Raw genomic sequence first — 20,570 nt, forward strand, 5'->3', positions numbered from 1 at the left:
GGGGCTGTTTTTTCTTACTTTTTACACCACACAAGCAGCTAAAACAAAATTTAATTTTGCCAGAGAATGTTTCTCTGAAGGTATTTAAGGACTACAAATTTTAGAGATAGCAGGTACTAACCAGCGTTTTGATATCACAGGATATTGCTTTATCTTTTAGACAGAGATCGTTATTAGAAACCTTAAAAAAGCCAATTCTTATTAACTAAGAATTGGCTTTTGACTAGTATTTAAACAGTTGTCTTTGTAGTAAGAGGCTCTGCTGCTCCTACTTCTGTTTGAACATTGAAGACAGCTGTATTTTTAATTTTTCCTTTTAGAGTTCCTGTTGTACTGTTTAAAACGTTATCGGCTGCTAAAAACCAAAAATAATGACCTTCTACTTTACTAGGAAAGTTGGCTCCAAACGATCCTTGAACAGATAAAGGAGCTTGGAAATCCATGACTTCTTGTTTCATTGTACCAACCATGGACACTTTCTTTTTACTTCTAGGAGGCACAGCTACAGTAACCGTAGATGCTGCACTCCTCGAAACGGAAGTAGAAGAAGACTCTCCAACGGTTGTGGAAACAGAAAATTCGGCTCCAGATTCAAACACACCTTCTAAGGTAAACTTTGAAGAAATGCTTAAACCAGTTGTAGTTTCCGACGACCATGTTTTCGTTTCTGTCCAGTTACCTTGTACACTTAAAGAAATAGATGCTTCTTCATCGCCATGATTAATGGCATAGTTACTACCCAAGATTGCTTCACTAGGTGGTTTTCCATCCCCAATTTGATACGTAAATTCTCCTACTGTCTTATAACAAGGATGTCCATATTGTTCTGTGATTGCTGGTTTTGCCGCATCATAATATGTTTCGCTGTTTACAGAGATACCGTCTGGTAATGTACCAAAACGCTCTTTGAACTTTTCTCTTACACTGTTAGGATTCGAACCAACGGCAGACAATTCTGAAAACGAAAATCTTTCTTGGATAGGCATCAAAACACTCCTTTGAGGTTTAAAATAGGAAAATACTTCTATATAATAGCATCATATAAAAAATATGTAAATTTTTATATTAATAATATATATATTTCCTATCAAGTGAATGATTTATATTATTAATACATCCCAAAAAATATTTTATAGAAAGATAGTAACTATATTAAAGAAGTGGTAGTTTGAATATGATATTCAATAAAGTAGGCTATCAGATAACCGTATAAATATTAAAAATATAAATCAATAAACCGTCTATAATATTAAGTAATGTTAAAAATACTTTATTAAAAATAGTGTTAATCATTACACACCTTGTAGAAAAACATTATATTTGTCGTCATATAGAGTAAATATTAAAACCTTAATAATAACTAAAATACTTTAATATTTACTCACTGAAATACAAAACACAACTAAGGTTATTTCTTGAAAACAGAGTTAATTGCAACATTTATTTTCAAAGATATATGTATATGAATCTATAAATTTGGCCAGACTAATGACGTATTCCCCCTTTTCCAATAAATTTGAAAATCCTTTGCCTGGGTGGGCAAAGGATTATTTTTTAGGAAAGTTTACCTTTGTTGGTTGTTAACCTGAATAAAAGGGAACTACATATACTAATAGCACACAAAGGAGATATGCATTGGAGACAAATTACGTGTACTATACTGGATCTCTGTTCGTGAGGGAATTAGAACGTTTAAAAGAAGAATATATTCAACTTGATCTCAACGATATGAAAGTAATGATGAAGGAAGACATTTTACTTCTAGAAAAAGCAATGGATATGTTGTGTAAGAATAAAGTGTATTAAATTGAGCAAACTATTGGAGAAGTCTTGTAGGACTCCTCTTAAAACCTAATTTTATCTATCAGTAGAAAAAGCTATCTTCCCCAAAGATAGCTTTTTCGCTTTGTAGTTACCATAAAACCTTTTATCGGTAGAAACAAAAAGCCTAATTAAACAAATTAGGCTTTTTGCTTCATAATTATTTACTTTCATCACTCAGAGATAAGATTGAAATATCTTTCCAACCGTATGCTTCATCTTCTACTGTGTACTCTCCAAATTGGCTCTCTCGATGGGTGTAATATTTACCTCCCAAACGTTTATAAAATCCACGCCCAGATTTGTTATTTTTCATCACCCATACCATCATAGAAAAAACACCTCCAAGTTATTGTTAGGTACTACATACCCGTTTTTTAACTTAAAGGTGTTTTTTATTTGTCTCACTCTAGGGGGTCAGTCCCCTTTATCACACACCCAAGAGGTGGCTTTTTATTTTGCTTACCTTTTGATCAGACCAATTATAACCTAATACTATATTTTACTTTTATCAACTATTAAAAGCAGCTATGATCAACCGCACATGTAGGAAAAAGACCTTAAAGTTTAAGGCCTTTTTTCATTTCTAATAATTTGTTTACCTAATGGCTTTGAAAAACTTGTACTTTTGTCTTTATAGCCCATATTAAATGTGTATTTAAACATACTTCAACGATACAAGAATAGTAATTTTTTGTCAAAGTTAGATGCTGAATATCAGCCTCAAGCCTTATGCTTTTTCCTGCTTAAGGAGGTTATGAAGAGATGGGGAAATCGGATAAGATATGAAAGGCAAGAAACGAAGGGAGTCAGCGAAAATAAAAAATACTTATTAAAGATAGGAGAATGCTGTACAATTACTATCGCTACGGTAATCAAGTTACATTTACATAAATAGGAGGATATTTGATTTTGGATGAATTACAACGTACACTAAGCGAACTGTTTCAAGCTGGCATTGAGAATAATGCTGTTATGAACATGTTCTTTGATGATTATGTCACTTTCCACTGGGTTCGGATTATTTTCGGGAGTATTTTAACTTTGGCTATTATATGTACGAGTGTGTTTTTATTAAGAAAAGCGAGAAAAACACCTGCAGCATACGGGTTTGAGAAAAGAGTTTTCAAGATTTTTGGGGTTGCCGGCATAGTAATTTCATTGGCTTTCCTTGTCATCATTTACGCAAATATTGCGACTGTGGATAACCCAGTGCGGGGGTTCGGCTGGTTTATTGAGGACTTTGCAGCGTCAAAAGGAAACATATATTCTGATGAAATGCGCTCCACTTTTAACGATTGGCTGCAGCTTGGCACTGGCGACATGCCGGCAATTATCGCAACTGAAATCCAAGCACTGGGCAATGCTTATCGGCTAAAGGTTGTTGCTTTCGGAATTTCAGGAATGTTGATTTTTGCCATGGGTGTATGGATTTGGCGGACTTTGATTAAAAAGTCACGTAAATTTGAGCGGGTGAACGGCCGCTTCACTGGAAAAGACAGATTAACACTGTTTTCCGGCAGTAGCTTAGGAACATTTACCATTGTCTGTTCTTTCGTGTTGATTGTCATGACAGAGATAAGCCTAAGATGGGTAGTCTCACCATCCACTGTATTTTTAATGAATTTCATGTAGGGGTAGCTCGTCTGCTTCATTCATAAATAATATTGTAGAAAATACCTTGCTGGCAAAATGAAGGGTTCTGGTGCAAATACTTGAAGAAAATATAAAAAAGCGATAGAATTCCAGTGCCTCTTGGTCTTATGTAACTAGTCCAAACAGTTGATGGATGAATTTTTTTTGATTTTGAACGGACTTCTCCCTTTGAAGAATCTGTCCCTTTTTAATCATGTGCATAGCCTCTATTCCTGCAATTATTCGTTTGGCAGTACGTAAAGATTTTAATCCAAGCATCGGACGAATTCGTTTTTTAATAAAGCGATGATCCTGCTCCACGATATTGTTAAGATATTTTACTTGCCTTAGTTGGATGCCTTCAGGCATCTGCTTTTCTTCTTTTAACTCTTGGATAGCGATGGGATAAGCTGGGTTCTTGTCTACTGTTATCACACGAGGCTCAGAAACATGCGAAAAAGCCAAGGCTTTCTTAAAAAAGCGCTTGTCTGCTTGTTTATTTCTTGCTTTACTTAGATAAAAATCAATGGTATTCCCTTCTGAATCAACGGCACGGTAGAGGTACAACCATTGTCCTTTCACTTTCACATAAGTCTCATCCACTCGCCACGAATCATTTGTTGTCTTAAGGTGACGTCGTACGCGTTCATCTAATTCTCGTCCATATTGATGAACCCAACGCATAATGGTTGTGCGGGCAATAGATAGACCTCGTTCTTCCATTATTTCCACTAAACCACGAAAGCTAAGGTTGTATCGTAGGTACCATCTGACGGTTAGTAAAATAATATCTGGCTGATAATGTTTCCACTTAAATAGATTCTGCTTTTCCAGACTGATCACGTCCTCTATTAGAATAATAGTATCAGTATGTCCAAGTTTAGGAGATTAATTACGGCTATCCTGAAGTTTTTGCACCAGAACCAATAATAATACGACTGGCTTTAATTGTATTGGCTTGTTCAATCTAGATACTCTTTTCATCAATCCATTGAGCTAAAGTCAATTTTTCCTCTATGACTTCGGAAACACTCATCCCCCTCACCCAAGCTTGATCTTTTCAATACACATATTTAAATCCATTTGTTTATGTTAGGTAGTTGGTCAATTATGAGCATCATAATTGTTTAATTTAAAACAGATTTTAATAATAACTCCTACACAAATACTTTTAATCGCTATCGTTTCAATATTTTTTTGTGAAAATCAGATATATATAAGGTGTATCATTCCAATTTTGAAACAAAAATATTTCATTATTGAAAATATTAATTTCATTTTTGAAATTAAAAGTTTTTACCGTTGTGTTTGTGTTTTTTCTGTAGTAATAACTTAGAAATAGTGATTTCACCTTTCAAAAATGAAAGATTAAAATTATTTAAATCTATCGAATTGTTTAAAATTACTGTTTTAAAAGTTGGCATAATTATTGCAATGTATATGTTTGTATCCGCTAATACTAGGTGAGGTGAATAAAAATGAGCACAAGGTATGAATACGGTGGTGATGAGTTTGTTTTCGTTGAATTATCTGAAGAGATGAATTTGGAAGCAAACTTTAAAGGGGTAGCAATTACTCAAAAGTTAAGAGATAAACAGATAAACGGAATCTTGGATATTTGTCCTTCTAACGCCTCCTATATGATCAGAGTAATTCCGGAAGTTCTGCACCCAAGAGAACTGATAGAAATTTTAAAGCAAATCGAAGCCGACATTACATTAGATATGGAAATTGCTTCGCGAGTAGTCGATGTTCCTATACTTTTCGAAGATCCTTGGACACACGATGCTGTTATAAAGTCACGTGATCGTCATCAAGACCCAGAATCAACAGATATCGAATATGCAGCAAAAGTCAATGGATACCATTCTAAAGAAGCGTTTATTCAAGCGCTGACGAACTATCCATTTATGGTCTCCATGATTGGCTTCGTTCCAGGACTTCCCTTCTGTTTCCAAATGGTCAATCGTGAACAGCAAATTGAAGTTCCAAAATATGTCCGTCCTCGTACATTTACACCTGAACGAGCTTTCGGATTTGGTGGAGCGTTTGCCTGTATCTATCCAGTTCAGGGAGCCGGTGGTTATCAATTATTTGGGATTGCTGCAGCTCCTGTTTTTGACCGGGTTCAAAAATTGAGTGATTTCGAAAAATCTATGGTTTTCCCGCGTCAAGGCGATATTTTTCGCTACCGTTCAATTGATAGGAATGAGTATGATCAAATTCGCAAAGATGTGGAACAAGGTACCTTCCGATATAAAATTACTGATATCACTTATACGCCACAAGAAGTGATGGAAAATCCAAAGAAGTTCTCTGAGCTGGTATTAGGGAGGTTATACCATGATTAAAATATTGAAACCTGGACTTCAAACCACAGTTCAAGACTATGGACGGATTGGTTATTATGAAATCGGAATGCCTCCATCTGGAGCTATGGATCAATACTCCTTTGCAATTGCAAATCTATTGGTTGGCAATAGAGAAAACGCGGCTGCTTTGGAAATCACCTACATGGGGCCTGAGTTAGAATTTCAACAAAATACAGTAATAGCTATAACAGGAGGAGAGATTCCTCCAAAAATCAACGGAATGTCTGTTCCTCAATGGAGCACTTTAGATGTCAAAGCTGGAGATGTACTTTCGTTTGATTTTGTAAAGTCTGGTGCTCGTGCTTATCTTGCGGTAAAAGGCGGAATTGATGTGCCGATCATTCAAGATTCACGTTCGACCTATACACTGTGCGGAATTGGTGGGTATGAGGGGAGAGCGCTTAAAGAGAGGGATGTACTTTCGATTGGAAGTGATTATCAAGGTTCCGTCTCAAAGGGCACTACTATTCCTGGTTCATTTATCCCTAAATACGGTAAATACCATGAAATCCGTGTGGTTATGGGGCTATGTAGTTATCGTTTAATGCAAGAAAGCAAAGATTGTTTCTTGTCCATTGAATGGACAGTTACTCCAGAAGCAAACCGTGTAGGCTATCGTTTTAAAGGTGAGCGACTTCATTTCATTCCACGTGATCAGCCTTTTGGGGCGGGAAGTAATCCTTCCAACGTGGTAGATTTGGGATATCCCATCGGTTCTATTCAAGTCCCCGACGGAATCGAACCCATTGCCTTACTGAATGATGCTGTGACCGGTGGCGGTTATGCCACTATTGCTACAATTATTAGTACAGATTTAAATCGTATGGCTCAAGTCAAAACAAATGATAAGGTTCGCTTTGTAAATGTTTCCTTAGATGAAGCAATTAGAGAACGTCAAAAGTGGAAAGAACAATTAGCAAAAATCCAAAATATTATTATGAAAACTTAAGGAGAGACTTATATGACAACTCAAACTACGGTTTTATCCCCTATTCCTGGAATCTTTTATCGCAAATCATCTCCAGATCAACCTGAATTTGCGACTCCCGGTCAAGAAGTAAAGGCTGGTGATACCATTGGTCTGATCGAGGTTATGAAAAGCTTCTGCGAAATTAAGGCAGAAGAAGATGGTGTCATCGAACGTTTTCTTGTAGAGAACGAAGATGTTATTGATGCAGGCCAAGAGATCGCAGTCCTTAATGTCAAATAAACAAACTTATGGAGGAATTCAATGAGTTATTTTAAAAAAGTTCTTATAGCTAACCGTGGAGAAATAGCCCGTCGTATCATTCGTACTTGCAAACGCTTAGGAATTCAAACCGTAGCCGTTTACTCTGAGGCAGATGCTATGGCCCCATTTGTGGAAGAAGCAGATGAGGCAGTATGCCTTGGTCCAGCACAGGCTAAAAAGAGCTATCTTGATATAAGAAAAGTAATTGAAGCAGCCAAACAAACCGGAGCTGACGGCGTTCACCCGGGTTATGGATTCTTATCCGAAAATGCAGATTTTGCTCGCTATTTAGAACAGGAAGGGATTACGTTCATTGGACCAGATGCAAAAGTAATCGAATTAATGGGTAGTAAAATTGAGTCCCGCCTCCAAATGAAACAAGTGGGTGTTCCGGTTGTGCCCGGTTGGGACGGTTCGTTAGATTCAGTGGATCAAGCGTTGAAACTTGCTGAGCAAATTGGATATCCTCTAATGTTGAAAGCCAGTGCAGGTGGTGGCGGAATCGGAATGACACTAGTTCATAATCCGGAAGAGCTAAAAAATGCTTACGCGACAACTAAGCAACGTGCTGAATCTGCTTTCGGTGATGGAGCATTATTCCTGGAGAAATTCATTTCCAACCCTAGACATATCGAAGTCCAAGTAGCTGGTGACCATCAGGGAAATGTCATTCATTTATTCGAACGAGAGTGCTCTGTCCAGCGTCGAAATCAAAAGGTAGTAGAAGAGAGTCCATCTCCTTTCTTAGATGAGGAAACCCGTCAACTTCTTTTGGAGACAGCGCTTCGTGGAGTCAAACAGATTGGTTACACAACGGTAGGGACGATGGAGTTTATTTTTGACGATCAGAAGAATTTTTATTTTCTAGAAATGAATACTCGTCTCCAAGTGGAGCACCCCGTAACCGAAGGAATTACGGGTATCGATTTAGTAGAGCTACAGTTGCGACTGGCTGCGAAACAACCACTTTTATTCGAACAAGAAGAGGTAAAGCAAACAGGCCACTGCATTGAATGCCGTCTTTACGCGGAAGATCCTAAAACCTTTTTTCCTTCACCTGGAACCGTAACACGATTAGTTCTGCCTACGGGGGTAAGACTAGATTTAGCCATTAAAGAAGGTAATAAGGTTACACCTTTCTATGACCCTATGATCGGAAAAATTATTGTTCATGCTGCAACACGTAAAGAAGCCATCGAAAAGATGAATCATGCACTAGAACAGGTTCAGGTCGAAGGAATAGTAACAAACAAAACACTGCTTCAGATGATTGTGAAACATGCTGATTTCCAACAAGGTGATTATACGACAAGATTCCTTGATCAACACCTAACCAATAGGTAATAGGATGATAAAACCCATTTATACGATAGTAATTACAGAGAGGAAAAGACATGCCTATTATAACGATTGAGATGCTTGCCGAGAAAATAAGCACCTTGCCATGGTATGAGGAAAAGTTAATTTCGCCTGGGATTATCGTAAGCACAAATGGATTAGAACACATTCTTAAAATATGTATGAATTTGGGGAGAAGAGAAAATGGTCAAAGTCGATTTAAACTGTGATATGGGAGAAAGTTTTGGTTTATACCAGTTAGGAAATGACGAAGAAATGATGAAATATATCTCGTCAGCTAATATCGCCTGCGGTTTTCATGGTGGGGACCCTCAAGTTATGCGGAAATCAGTAGAATTAGCAAAGACATACGGAGTAGCTGTTGGGGCTCATCCAGGCTTTCCTGATTTGCTAGGTTTTGGACGTCGCCATATGGCTGCTACTCCGTCTGAGATCAAAGATTATGTTACGTACCAAGTAGGGGCTCTGCGAGAATTCGCTACTGCCTTCGGGTTGAAACTTCAGCATTGCAAACCCCACGGTGCCCTGTATATGTATGCCATGGAAGATGAACAGGTAGCGAGGATTATTTTAGAGGCAATTGCGGAAGTAGATTCAGATATGGCGGTGTATGCGATGAATCATTCAGCAGTGGTAGAAGCGGGGAAGAAAGTGGGGATTCGTGTAGTAAAAGAGGTATACTCTGATCGTGAACATACCGCAACCGGATCTATAGTCTTAACCCGAGTAGGAACCTCTATTGATGATTACGTAAAAATGGCTGATCGGGTGGTCCGCATGGTAAAAGAAGGGAAAGTACTTGCACATACAGGAGAAGATATATCGTTGAAAGCTGAAACAGTATGCATTCATGGTGATACACCTGGTGCCCCTCATTTGGCAAAAGCGATTGTAGAAGCTCTAAAAGCAGAGAATATTAAGATTGCTCCGATTCACGATGTGTTGAGTTCACGTGCATAAAATACAATCTTCTTTTTAAGGACTAAAATTGGAGACAGTAAAAAACTTAGTAAGCTGCTTGCTGACATCTAGACGAAATAGGTGTCAGCTTGTTTTCAGTGGACTGGATTTTACACTGTAAAAACGAATATAATCTCCATTAGTCTTTATAATACAAATTCTTCCCATAGAAAAATATCAAAAATTAATGTTTCAGTGCTTTATTGTTGGTAGTTTATAAGGGTTAATAAATAGGTTATAATTTGAGGATACAAATTGTAACTTCTATTCTAGATTGTTGGGTGTATAGTAACCTCAATTATCCATAGAATTCAATTCATATTCGACATTTTTTCACTTAAAAAGTCCTCTATAGTAGGATTTACGGGCCTATTTAATATAAAAGTTTTGACAATACGAGTCAGGTGAAGGCGGTGATATTATGTTTACCTGGAAAGGAATTTTAAAGTCGGATCCTGTAACAATACCATTTGAGGCTACTATCCAAGATGTTTTACAACAAATAACGATAAATCACGTAGAATTGGTTCTTGTCCTAAAGAATAGAAGAGTAGTAGGCTATGTGGATCAGCAATCACTCCTGCAACAGATCCAAAATTTCTCGAATTTGCAACGACCTATTGAGTATAAGCAAGATATTTTAAAAGTGCCCTTAGACCATGAGATAGAATTTTATCATAATATCAATGTTTACATAGGAATCAATGAGCATGATGAAGTTGTAGGATATTGTACCAATCAATATGCGCGGCAACAGATGCACGAACTCCGGCTTATGCATTTGAATCAACTTTCTCAAGGTGCTGGAATCGGAATGATTACCACCAACTCCTCACTTGAAATTACATTTGTTAATGAAATGGCTGAAAAAATTTTGGGGTTGTCTACTTCTTTTTTATTAAACCGCAAGTATAACTCTTTAATAGAAACGAAACAAAGTTTAGAGGATGTATTGTCAGGAAAATCTTTAATTAGCGTAAGTAGTTACCTTAATTTTAAACAAATCATTGGAAATTTTACTCCCTTAGTTGTCAATGGAATATGTACAGGGTTAGTTCATATATTTTTCCTGCGGGAACAATGGGAAGAAGCAGTTAAGGAGTTGGAGTTTGTTCGTGATCTCAACGAAGATTTGCAAGCGATATACTCCTCTTCTCAGGAACAAATTATGGTGGTTAGTCCTGAAGGGACCATTCTACGCTTTACAGGAACATTTTTGAAGGATTATTGGGAGTTAGATCGTCCCGACAAGGTCACGGGGCAGAATGTCTATGACTTGGAAAAACAGGGATTTATTCAACCAAATATTGTTGAAATGTGTTTAGCTAAAGGAAAAAAGCTAACTAGCATTCAAGAAAGCAAAAATGGCAAACGCCTATGGTCTGTCGCTACTCCTGTTTTTCATGAGGGACAAATAGCCAAAATCATTATTATTTCACGAGATATTACCGAGGTAAACCGATTAAAAGAAAAGTTAATGAAGGTTCAGCAAGAATCAGAGGGATATAAACAAGAACTACAGGAATTAAAAAGCCTATCCACTAAAAAAAGCGGACTAGTCTATCAATCCCAGGTAATGGAGAGGTTGGTTGACGAGATTCGCATGGTTGCTGATGTTGATTCAACAATACTCATTTATGGGGAATCCGGGGTAGGTAAAGAAGTTATCGCTCATACGATACATGAGTGGAGCAACCGACATAATCACCGATTTGTCCGAGTGAATTGCGGAGCAATTCCTGAACAACTTATTGAGAGCGAATTATTCGGTTATGAAAAAGGAGCCTTTACGGGTGCGGATGTAAGAGGAAAGCCCGGTTATTTTGAGATGGCTAATCAGAGCTCAATTTTTTTAGATGAAATTTCCGAACTACCATTAAACATGCAAGTCAAATTATTGAGAGTACTTCAGGAACGAGAAATCACTCGCGTAGGAGGTACTAAAACGACCCCACTTGATGTGCGCATTATTGCAGCCACTAACCGGGATTTATGGGAATTAGTTCAAGAGGGAAAATTCAGAGAAGATTTATACTATCGTTTGCATGTCATTCCCATTTATATTCCTGCTCTCAGGAAACGGAAAGAGGATATTATGCCTTTGTCTTTAAATTTCCTACAGCGTTTCAATCATATGTATAGGAAAGAAAAACATCTGTCCCGAGAAGCGATAGAAGTATTGGAAAACTATCCATGGAAGGGAAATGTTCGGGAGCTTCAAAACGTGATTGAACGATTGGTAGTGACTTCACGAGAAAACGTTGTTTACCGTGATGATGCCCTATCCATACTCTACGCCCGTCAAAAGGGGAAGACAGAACCTATGGTCACTTTAGGTTTAATGCCCTTAAAGCAAGCTGTAGAGGAAGTAGAAACGCAGTTGATCACGTTGGGATTACAAAAGTATGGGACTGCTGCTAAAGCATCAGAAGTTTTAGGCATAAGTCCTGCGACCATGAGCCGCCGGATAAAGAAGCTGTTGAAATGAGGAGGTGCAATCATGTTTACAGTCCCAGAGACTCGTTTTCATTATGGTGGTGACGAATATGTTTTTGCGGAAATCTCTAAAGATATGAGTGCAGAAAGCAACTTTAAGGCATTAGCCATCACGAAAGAACTGAGAAGTCGGCAAATCCCTGGGGTATTGGATATTTGCCCGGCTAACGCATCGTATCTTGTTCGTTTTAATCCTGACATTATCTCCTCTTACGATTTGTTGGATTGTTTGAAGGAAATCGATATTATAAAGAGTAATCCGGCAGAATTAAATTTATCGATTCGCATTGTGGAAATTCCCATATGGTATGATGACCCTGTTACACAGGAATATTCCAGGCAATTTAAGGATCGCCATCAAGATCCGTCTTTAACAAATTTTGAGTTTGTCATGAAAATGAACGGATTTCGAGGCAAAGAGGACTTTATTGAAGCACATACCTCTATGCCGCATCTCATCAGTATGATTGGATTTAATCCTGGAGCTGCTTGGGAATTCCAGTTAGGCGTGCTAAAGGAACAAATGATTCAAACTCCTAAATATATCAGTCCAAGAACGAATACGCCAAGACAAGCAGTTGGATTGGGTGGAGCTTTTACACTGATTTATCCGGTATCCGGACCAGGAAGCTATCAATTGATTGGGATGTCTGCTGTTCCCATCTTCGATAAGAATCAGCAATTGGAAGATTTCAAAGAGTCTCTTTTCCTTGCCCGTCCAGGTGATTTATGGAAGCACCGTTCTGTTACAGAATCGGAGTTTCAGAGGATTAGCCAAGAGGTTAAACAGGGTACTTATCGGTTCCGGATAAAGAAGGTTGAATTTTCGCCAGAGGAATACTTTCGTAAAGGAAGACCTTATATCCTTGAGCTAATGGAGGGGTTTTGAGATGCTACGAATCGTGGAGCCAGGTTTGCAAACAAGTGTTCAAGACCTCGGTCGATATGGTAATTATCATTATGGTGTTCCTCCAAGTGGTGCAGCAGACAAGTATTCCTTCATCGCAGGAAATCTTTTGCTCGGTAATCCCCTCGAATTCGCCGGATTAGAAATGACATTAATTGGACCTAAAATAGAATTTCAAAAGGATACCGTGATTGCCATTACTGGGGCGCCAATGAAGCCTCAAATTAATAATCAGCCTATTCCCATGTGGGAGAATGTCCGAGTACGTGAAGGAGACATCTTACATTACTCTCCTGCGAAGCATGGAGTAAAAACTTACTTATGTATTTCGGGGGGAATCCAGGTGCCTGTAGTCTTAGGAAGCCGTTCAACGTACCTGTATAGCGAATTTGGCGGTTATCAGGGGCGCAACCTCAAGGCCGGAGACTACGTTCCTATTGGCGAACCACTACCGGGAGTGTTTAAGCAGGTAGGTAAAACAATAAGTTGTGATTTTCTCCCTCAACTTTCCAATTCAAATGAGTTTAGGGTAGTTATGGGACTGGCAGGGTCACTAGTTAGTGATGAGGGAATTAAATCTTTTCTTAACACTAACTGGAAAGTATCGACAGAATCTAATCGAGTAGCCTATCGATTTAAAGGCGGTTCAATTGGATTACGAAATATAGAAACACCATTTGGAGCTGGGAATAGTTCGGCTAATGTTGTCGATATTATCTACCCCATTGGTGGGATCATGGTACCTAATAAAGAAGAGGTTATCGTACTATTACATGATGGAACAACTGGAGGGGGATTTGTCACAATCGGAACTGTTATAAGTTCTGACTTAGATCAAATTTCACAGTCTAGACCTTTGTCCACTTGCCGATTTTTAGCAGTGACGATGGATCAGGCGATCGAAGCTAGGAAGGAACGACAAAAGAAACTCTATGATTTAACTGAATTATTAAGATAACCATAGGACTCCAACGCCATCTTAAACATTCTATATCCTTTCCGCACTTTACTCCTAATAATCACCCTGCATTGGGTGGTTTTTTGTTTAATTCATTTTAGTCTTTCTTTTCATTATTCGAACATGGTATGAAGATACTCTTGAAGTGTGCTATTCGAGAGGAGTGATAAAAGAGTCTCATTCTTAATAGACCCTTGTATTTTAAATATGATTGAACATCGATGGAACTATTAGGAATTTTTTAACTCTTAATATATATTTAATATTGTTTTATAACAAATAAAATAAATACTAAAGGTATAACGTTTTTTTATATAAAATAAATTTAACTTTATTTATTAGAGTAATAGGAAACTTATTTTATTGAAAATAGCGTTAACTATTACATACCTTGTAGAAAAAGCCCATATTTGTCGTCACTTAGTGTAAATAGTAAAACTTTAATAATAAATAAAATACGTTAGTATTTACTCAACGAATTATAAAACATAGATAAAGTTATTCTCTAAAAAAATTTCAATATTTATTTTTCAAAGGCATATGTATATGAATCTACAAATCTGGCCAAACTAATAACGTATTCCCCCTTTTCCAATAAATTCAAAAATCCTTTGCCTGGGTGGGCAAAGGATTATTTTTTTAAAAAGCTTAATTTATTACAAATGATTTTATGCGATGACCCTTATTGGTAGCTTTTCTAAATTTAAAGATTAAAATGTTAGTTAAGTAACACCAGGATTTTATTCATAAATCAGAAGGGATAGATATTATTTAAATGCTAGATATTCATATTTACGATTGGGCAAAAAAAAGGCCTAAGAAACACTATAATAATATACATGAACTTAGAATTTTTGAATTGATTTTTTGTAACAGATTAAAGGATTTGGAATTCAAACTAGAAGAAGTAAAAAGCATAGCTGTTTATTGTTTAGCTAATCCCTACAAAGAAGTATCCTACTCAGAAGAGAAGGCTATTCAGGAAGTTGAAATATTCCTGCCTGATGACTATATGTTATTTATAGAGTTAGAAACTGTTGAGAAGAAATATCAAGCATTTTGTAACATAGTGAGGAATTATATAGTACCTGCCTTAAAAAAGTACTCTTTGCTTCCTTCAACTACAATAAAGAAATATGTAGAAGAAGCTTTGGACGAAATAGTTAAACAAAATTATGAAGCCATTTTTTTAGTTGCTAAAACACCAAAGAAAAGCCCTAATCGTAAGCTTTTAACAATGTTAAAAGGAGTTCATAGGTATTCTGGATTTCAATTATGGTGTGAGGTTTACAATGAAAAAGGCTTGAGAATAATTAATCAACTATTAGTAGAAGAAGTTGGAAATGAAGTTGTATATGCTAGATTCCTGGGTGAATTAAAGTGGGAAAGCGATCAGCTAATTACTGTTAGATCTAAAACAAGTAGTTGGATGAAAGAAGTGGATATTCCTTTGCAGTAGGGTTGCTATGCAGAAAACTACTGAGAGAGATACTTCAGCTAAAAGTTTATGTAAGAGATATGCAAAGTCATTTAACTGAATGTATTTTCCAGACAAAAAAAGAGGAAGAATCCTCTTTTTTCTCATCGTAGTTTTAGTTAAAATACTTTTCCATTCTTACCTTTAATTCTTCGTAATTTTCCTCTGTGGCTCTCTCTAGAGCATAATCAAGAATTTGTTTTGCTTTATTTCTTTGATTAGCCATCATATAAAAGTCACATACTTCTTCATAGAATATAACAGGTGCTTGTAAAGCTAGATCAGCAGCAGTACTCCAATCTGTTATTTGTTCATAATATGGTATTCCTGCGTTCAATATATTCTGGATAATTTTTTTGAATTTCTGGTTATCTAAGTCACTGTTAGAAAGAAATACATGATCACGATTACCTTCTAACCAATTCGGTATGTTCCAGTCCGCACTTCCAGTAATTACATCACTTGTCAATGTAGTTCCCCATGTTTTCTCGTACCACTTTTTATAGTCTTTAGATGAAACACTCCATTGAGTCCAAAAAATACAATGATTTTCTGAACTATACTTACTAGTATAGAAGCTGAAACTCAATGTAAACGGTCCTGTTTTTCTAGAGAATTTTGGGCCACTTTTAGCATACGTAAACCCTAAAGGTTTTAATATGTTAATTAATTCATTTTCAATATAGAATTTAAGCAGTTCTTTAGGTTTCATACATATCCTCTTTTATTATTTTTTCTCATATTATCTTATGGGTACGATGCTCATATCTAGTTAACATAAAACATTTTCTATGGATTTATTCAAAGTGTTCAGGAGACCAAACAGCTATATTATCGCCTGGAACGGCAACTAAAAGCCACTCATTGTCACTTCCTCCCCAATGATCACCTAGTTGCCAACATTCATAGTTCGTATCATGACCATTTACAAACAAAATGCTACCTGATTCAAATAAAATAATGAGATGGGGCGACCGATGACCTAAATGTACATCCACTATTTTTTGTCTCTTTACATCCCAAATATGCTTAAAGTGCTGTTCTTCAGTATGTGTGGGGACTTCTTTCTCCGAAGATGGATACACAAGTGGAACCTCGTCGTATACTGTCCAGGCTGTTTCAATCGTTAAAATGAATGCATCATCTTCTGTTCGATCATAGTGAGTAAAGATCAATGAAATGGCGGAAGCCTCAGACGCGAACTTTATTCCATCCATTTGACTACCAACAAGTAAATGCTTTAACGCTTTCTCTGCAAATCTCCGTTTCTCCATTTTCAAAGTCGTTTCTCCTTTAACGTTTTCTATGCTTATTATCTCATGTATGGGTCGTACATTTATAGTTACCATAATGCCTCTTCTAGGTACAAAAATAGGTAAAATCTTAAAAAGGGGTTTACTTATTTTTTATAGAATTACTTATCAAATAAAAGCAGTGATAATTTTTATATGAAAAAGGAGGATAAAGATGCGAAGAGTAAAAGGATTGGAAAATGGATTAAGAAGTGGTCCTTGGAGCGAAAATAAGCTTACCAATCAAGCTGAATATTCACCTTATGATACTGAAATATATAAAATTACAAAAGAATCCGAAAGGTTGCTTGATAAAGAAGAAGGAATACTATATCGAACCTATAAGCCACACCCAGAATCTTTTCACCCTGCAAATCAAGAACAAATACGGAAAATAATGAATAATATTCCGTCACATTACTTAACAGGCTTAAAAGGAATATTTTTATGTAGTGGTTCTAAAAAACAGCTTAATTGTAATGAATTTCGCTTCGCATCTTACAATGATTTTTATAAGGTAATATATCTATTTCCATTTCCTAAAACGATGTGTTTGCATTACAAGACTAAACCCAAACCCTCTATTTGCATTGAGTATGAAAGGCATGGTACTAGGTGGATTGAAGAAAATAATGGTTGGGTTTTAAAATTCGACAAGAAATCGATTCAATCCTTTTATCTAAAAGACGTACTTTTTCATGAATTAGGACATCATGTTGAAAATCAATTTCATGATATCAAACATAAAAGTGATAAACAACGCGAGCGCTTTGCAGAATGGTTTGCCATAGAATATGGACTTAAAAGCCAAATTAAATGGTTAGAAGAATAAATAACATTGGAAATAATAATTAAATTAGGAGATTGTAAATGAAAAAAAGATTAAAGAAGAAAGTAGCTAAAACCCACGAAAAGAGAAAAAAAGAGATATTTGAATATGCTGCTTACGGTGAGTTGGGAAAGATAAAGAAGCTGTTGGATTTCGGAATAGACGTTAATATAAGAGATGAAGGTGGATATACAATGCTTCACTGGGCCACACAAGAGGGGCATTTAGAGGTCATTCGATTCTTAATATCAAGAGGTTCAAGTATTCATTTAAAAGATGAAGAGGGCTTTACGCCATTGTATATAGCTTCTGGGGAAGGTTATATAGAAATTATTGAATGGTTAATCAAAAATGGAGCAGATATTGAGGTCAAGAGCAATGAGGGTGTAACACCTTTAATGATTGCTTGCTGTTATGACCATAAAGAAGTCGTTGAATTACTACTAGAAAATGGAGCAAATAAGTACACAAAAGATAATGATGATAAAACAGCTTTGTTTTATGCAGAGGAGTATCGTAACGAAGAAATAGCTAATTTTTTAAAGACTTAAGATACTATCTGAATACAAAGAACCTTAGAAATCTACAGATTCCTAAGGCTTTATTTGCATTCGTCACTATTACATTTTCTTTGCCCTTTTTAATATGTTATCAACAAACTTCCTTTTTTCATTGGTATATGAAATAACATCATTTGGGTATTTATTTGCAAGTTTTTCTTTTAGTTTTATATACTCTATCTTTGCATCAAGATCTGATCGTAAATAATCTCTAAAGGAAATTTGATCTATCCATAGATTCTGATTATATATCATTACATGTAAAAAATGAGTGATTTTCTTTTCTTTGTACCTTGCAAAAACATATTTACCATCTATACTTACTGGCACTTCAACATACCCAAGTGCCTTTACTTTTTCTTTTAGTTCTATAATTACATCCAAAGAGCTAACACCAATTGCGATATCAATAATAGGTTTAGCAAAAAGACCTTCAATAGAGGTACTTCCAACATGTTCGATTTCAACAATAAGATCCTTTAATTGGGAAGATAATAATTCTCTCTCCTTCTCAAATAACTTACTCCATTCATTATTATAAGGTTCTGATTTTACTAAACCACGTTCTAGTCCTAACATTACAATTCCCCCCTTTTATCACTCCTATTTTCAATATTAACTTTATGTATAGGATATTCCTTTCAAGTTAATATAAAACGTGTTATCGGTAATCCCATGTATAAAAAATAAAGCCTTCGCTTTTGGCAAAGGCGCATTCATTTTAATTAGCCTATTCTTTAAGGATTAGTGAACTAGCCACTCTTTAAAAAACTTATCATCCTTGAAATTAAAGTAATTCGTAGTAAATCGGATAAATTCTTTTGTATCTACTTCTTTGTACTTATACTCTTTATAATAACTTTTCAAAAATTTCTCTGCTTCTTCTTTTCCACCTCTTTTCTCAAATAACTTCCATAACATTGCGTTTGATTTCCCATAAATATATGAACTACTGTCGCTACCGTATTGATCTAACGGTAAATTTACTGGAAGGGGTTTAAGGTTTTCTATTTGACTGTACATCAATTTATAAGGAATATCCTGATTTGACTTAGAGAACAAATACAAAGTGGTGGCAAAATCAGCAAAGCCTTCGTCTAACCAAGCATTATGATAAGGATCATTACTAATAACGCCATAAAACCACTGATGAGCTATTTCATGTACTACGATTCGCTTTAATGATTCATCGCTAACGGAAGCATTGTAGACTGAATGGGCTGTTACTACGCCTGGGTACTCCATTGCCAGCTGATCCACTATTATATCTAATTGTTTGAAGGGATAAGGACCAATCTTCTCTTGGAAGTAGTGAAGAGCATCTGAGGCTTCTTTGCTTATCTCTTCATACAAAGGATCATCATGACTTAGGCCTATAACTCTAATATTCACCTTATCTTTATTTCTTTCGAAAATTAGAGGTTTTTTGAGTAATGCTACAAAAATTTCTTTTGTATTCTTGACCTCAAAAACACCATTTTTCTTACTTGGGAACTCATCGTATTCACTTGTTGAAACCATTGTATAATCATCAGGAATGTTATACGTTACTTTAAAATCACTAAATGCGGTATGATAGGTTTCTCCTTTGAAACGGTATTCTTCTTTATTCCATTTATGATTTCTATAAGTCGCAACCATTGGATAGAATTGAGCTAAATAATAATTTTCGTGACTTTTGGTAAATCTTAAACCATCTTCAGGAAGCGTAAAATCATAGTTGAATGTAACTTTTATTTCTTTACCTTTCTCCAATTTTTCTTTTAAGGGAACATTTAAGGTATCTTTCTCTAATTCAAAACTGGATGATTCTCCATTCACAGTAACTTTATTAAAATGAATAGCAGCCGGTTGATCTAATCGCGATGATATACTTTTTGTAAACATATTAGGAATAAAATAAAAAACAATAGTTCTCCATGAATCCTCAGAGATGTTTTTTACCGTTACGGTTGATTCTAAGTTAAATGTTCCTTCTTCATTCATTGTTAACACCATGTCGTACTTGATATCAGTTCCTGCTGGGACACTCCTAGGAGAAAATTTTATTTTATGTCCTTTTTCAGCAGGGCTAGAATTAACACTCTCCATATGTTTTATGACACCAAAGGAAACAAAAGAAATTACAACTACAATAAGTAATCCTAATAAAACGAATTTTTTTCTTATGACCATCACTCCTACTTAATTCAACTAAAAGTATATGAGTGGTCTATTCAACACCATTATTTGGTAATCCTTTTTTGTTATAAATAAAGTTAACATAAAACGGCTTATAGGAACATGAAAAAAAGGCTTGTCTATAAGAATTTCTTTTCGACAATCCGAATTACTCCAAACCATAAAATTTTTTTAGATTTAGCCATGTTTCATACCAAAATGTCTTAGAACACAATGGTTGAATTAATTTTATTTCCTCTTCATCTTTTAACAAATATACTGAATTACCTTTCACTGATAAAGTATCGCCAAATTTGAACATGATTTCTGAACAATATTCTTTATATTCTTTTTCTCTCTCGTTTGAATGCTGAGCTTTTTCAATTGAAAACCTTTTGTTAAACATCTACATCTGTCCTTTTAAACTATTTTCCTTTATTATCTCATGCATTCAATACATAGATATAATTCACATAATGTAATGTCTAGGGGCAAAAAAAGCTTGAACTAATT

At 35.8% G+C, this 20,570-nt stretch carries 21 protein-coding genes; 13 read left to right on the top strand and 8 right to left on the bottom strand.

The features are described 5' to 3' along the window. Positions 1 to 230 precede the first annotated feature (230 nt). Positions 231 to 986 carry a hydralysin-2 gene (locus tag AC1VNJ_RS26030; RefSeq protein WP_482641549.1) on the bottom strand — a complete coding sequence of 252 codons (756 nt, stop codon included), beginning with the start codon at positions 984 to 986 and terminating at the stop codon, positions 231 to 233. A gap of 649 nt (positions 987 to 1,635) precedes the next feature. Between AC1VNJ_RS26030 and AC1VNJ_RS26035 the strand changes: the two genes are divergently transcribed. Next, a complete protein-coding gene (locus AC1VNJ_RS26035; RefSeq protein WP_482641550.1) occupies positions 1,636 to 1,806 on the top strand; it encodes a hypothetical protein in 171 nt (56 codons plus the stop codon). 175 nt (positions 1,807 to 1,981) lie between these two features. Here AC1VNJ_RS26035 and AC1VNJ_RS26040 read toward each other — a convergent pair whose 3' ends face one another. Next, positions 1,982 to 2,152 carry a hypothetical protein gene (locus AC1VNJ_RS26040; protein WP_482641551.1) on the bottom strand — a complete coding sequence of 57 codons (171 nt, stop codon included), beginning with the start codon at positions 2,150 to 2,152 and terminating at the stop codon, positions 1,982 to 1,984. A 581-nt stretch (positions 2,153 to 2,733) separates the two neighbouring features. On the opposite strand from AC1VNJ_RS26040, the gene AC1VNJ_RS26045 reads away from it, so the two are divergent. Further along, on the top strand, positions 2,734 to 3,456 hold the full coding sequence (locus AC1VNJ_RS26045) for a hypothetical protein (protein WP_482641552.1): 723 nt from the start codon (positions 2,734 to 2,736) through the stop codon (positions 3,454 to 3,456). A 126-nt stretch (positions 3,457 to 3,582) separates the two neighbouring features. On the opposite strand, the gene AC1VNJ_RS26050 is transcribed toward AC1VNJ_RS26045, so the two are convergent. Beyond that, positions 3,583 to 4,290, bottom strand: a complete 708-nt coding sequence (locus tag AC1VNJ_RS26050; protein ID WP_482641568.1) for an IS6 family transposase — start codon at positions 4,288 to 4,290, stop codon at positions 3,583 to 3,585. A gap of 644 nt (positions 4,291 to 4,934) precedes the next feature. Here AC1VNJ_RS26050 and AC1VNJ_RS26055 point away from each other — a divergent pair. The 9 genes from AC1VNJ_RS26055 to AC1VNJ_RS26095 all read left to right on the top strand — a co-directional run bounded on the left by AC1VNJ_RS26055 (position 4,935) and on the right by AC1VNJ_RS26095 (position 15,198). Continuing rightward, positions 4,935 to 5,807, top strand: a complete 873-nt coding sequence (locus tag AC1VNJ_RS26055; RefSeq protein ID WP_482641553.1) for a 5-oxoprolinase subunit B family protein — start codon at positions 4,935 to 4,937, stop codon at positions 5,805 to 5,807. Further along, positions 5,800 to 6,777, top strand: coding sequence for a 5-oxoprolinase subunit C family protein (locus AC1VNJ_RS26060; protein ID WP_482641554.1), 978 nt, complete (start codon positions 5,800 to 5,802; stop codon positions 6,775 to 6,777). The genes AC1VNJ_RS26055 and AC1VNJ_RS26060 overlap by 8 nt, the downstream gene beginning before the upstream one ends. A gap of 12 nt (positions 6,778 to 6,789) precedes the next feature. Next, the gene (locus AC1VNJ_RS26065; protein WP_482641555.1) at positions 6,790 to 7,038 is read left to right on the top strand and encodes an acetyl-CoA carboxylase; all 249 of its coding nucleotides are present in this window, start codon (positions 6,790 to 6,792) and stop codon (positions 7,036 to 7,038) included. Positions 7,039 to 7,059: 21 nt separating this feature from the next. Continuing rightward, on the top strand, positions 7,060 to 8,403 hold the full coding sequence (locus tag AC1VNJ_RS26070) for an acetyl-CoA carboxylase biotin carboxylase subunit (RefSeq protein WP_482641556.1): 1,344 nt from the start codon (positions 7,060 to 7,062) through the stop codon (positions 8,401 to 8,403). A gap of 198 nt (positions 8,404 to 8,601) precedes the next feature. After that, positions 8,602 to 9,378: a LamB/YcsF family protein gene (locus tag AC1VNJ_RS26075; RefSeq protein ID WP_482641557.1), complete on the top strand. Its 777-nt coding sequence runs from the start codon at positions 8,602 to 8,604 to the stop codon at positions 9,376 to 9,378. Between the two features lie 421 nt (positions 9,379 to 9,799). After that, positions 9,800 to 11,866 carry a sigma 54-interacting transcriptional regulator gene (locus AC1VNJ_RS26080; RefSeq protein ID WP_482641558.1) on the top strand — a complete coding sequence of 689 codons (2,067 nt, stop codon included), beginning with the start codon at positions 9,800 to 9,802 and terminating at the stop codon, positions 11,864 to 11,866. A gap of 12 nt (positions 11,867 to 11,878) precedes the next feature. Then, on the top strand, positions 11,879 to 12,763 hold the full coding sequence (locus AC1VNJ_RS26085) for a 5-oxoprolinase subunit B family protein (protein WP_482641559.1): 885 nt from the start codon (positions 11,879 to 11,881) through the stop codon (positions 12,761 to 12,763). Position 12,764: 1 nt separating this feature from the next. Beyond that, positions 12,765 to 13,739, top strand: coding sequence for a 5-oxoprolinase subunit C family protein (locus AC1VNJ_RS26090; RefSeq protein ID WP_482641560.1), 975 nt, complete (start codon positions 12,765 to 12,767; stop codon positions 13,737 to 13,739). A 775-nt stretch (positions 13,740 to 14,514) separates the two neighbouring features. Next, positions 14,515 to 15,198, top strand: coding sequence for a hypothetical protein (locus AC1VNJ_RS26095; protein ID WP_482641561.1), 684 nt, complete (start codon positions 14,515 to 14,517; stop codon positions 15,196 to 15,198). A gap of 133 nt (positions 15,199 to 15,331) precedes the next feature. Here the strand turns inward: AC1VNJ_RS26095 and AC1VNJ_RS26100 are convergent, their stop codons facing one another. Together AC1VNJ_RS26100 and AC1VNJ_RS26105 are read right to left on the bottom strand one after the other, a co-directional pair. Next, positions 15,332 to 15,928: a DUF4304 domain-containing protein gene (locus AC1VNJ_RS26100; protein WP_482641562.1), complete on the bottom strand. Its 597-nt coding sequence runs from the start codon at positions 15,926 to 15,928 to the stop codon at positions 15,332 to 15,334. Between the two features lie 85 nt (positions 15,929 to 16,013). Then, entirely contained in the window at positions 16,014 to 16,490 is a 477-nt protein-coding gene (locus tag AC1VNJ_RS26105) for a hypothetical protein (protein ID WP_482641569.1), read from the bottom strand. Between the two features lie 193 nt (positions 16,491 to 16,683). On the opposite strand from AC1VNJ_RS26105, the gene AC1VNJ_RS26110 reads away from it, so the two are divergent. Together AC1VNJ_RS26110 and AC1VNJ_RS26115 are read left to right on the top strand one after the other, a co-directional pair. Continuing rightward, positions 16,684 to 17,340 (top strand): ImmA/IrrE family metallo-endopeptidase, encoded by a 657-nt coding sequence (locus AC1VNJ_RS26110; protein ID WP_482641563.1) that lies wholly within the window; start codon positions 16,684 to 16,686, stop codon positions 17,338 to 17,340. A 38-nt stretch (positions 17,341 to 17,378) separates the two neighbouring features. Continuing rightward, positions 17,379 to 17,888 (top strand): ankyrin repeat domain-containing protein, encoded by a 510-nt coding sequence (locus AC1VNJ_RS26115; protein ID WP_482641564.1) that lies wholly within the window; start codon positions 17,379 to 17,381, stop codon positions 17,886 to 17,888. Positions 17,889 to 17,957: 69 nt separating this feature from the next. On the opposite strand, the gene AC1VNJ_RS26120 is transcribed toward AC1VNJ_RS26115, so the two are convergent. The 3 genes from AC1VNJ_RS26120 to AC1VNJ_RS26130 form a co-directional block, all read right to left on the bottom strand. Continuing rightward, complete coding sequence (locus AC1VNJ_RS26120) at positions 17,958 to 18,476, bottom strand: GrpB family protein (protein ID WP_482641565.1); 519 nt, start codon at positions 18,474 to 18,476, stop codon at positions 17,958 to 17,960. Between the two features lie 165 nt (positions 18,477 to 18,641). Continuing rightward, entirely contained in the window at positions 18,642 to 20,072 is a 1,431-nt protein-coding gene (locus tag AC1VNJ_RS26125) for a M1 family metallopeptidase (protein WP_482641566.1), read from the bottom strand. Between the two features lie 154 nt (positions 20,073 to 20,226). Next, positions 20,227 to 20,463: a hypothetical protein gene (locus AC1VNJ_RS26130; protein ID WP_482641567.1), complete on the bottom strand. Its 237-nt coding sequence runs from the start codon at positions 20,461 to 20,463 to the stop codon at positions 20,227 to 20,229. Positions 20,464 to 20,570 lie beyond the last annotated feature (107 nt).

This window comes from Priestia sp. 3CA3, assembly GCF_056836725.1.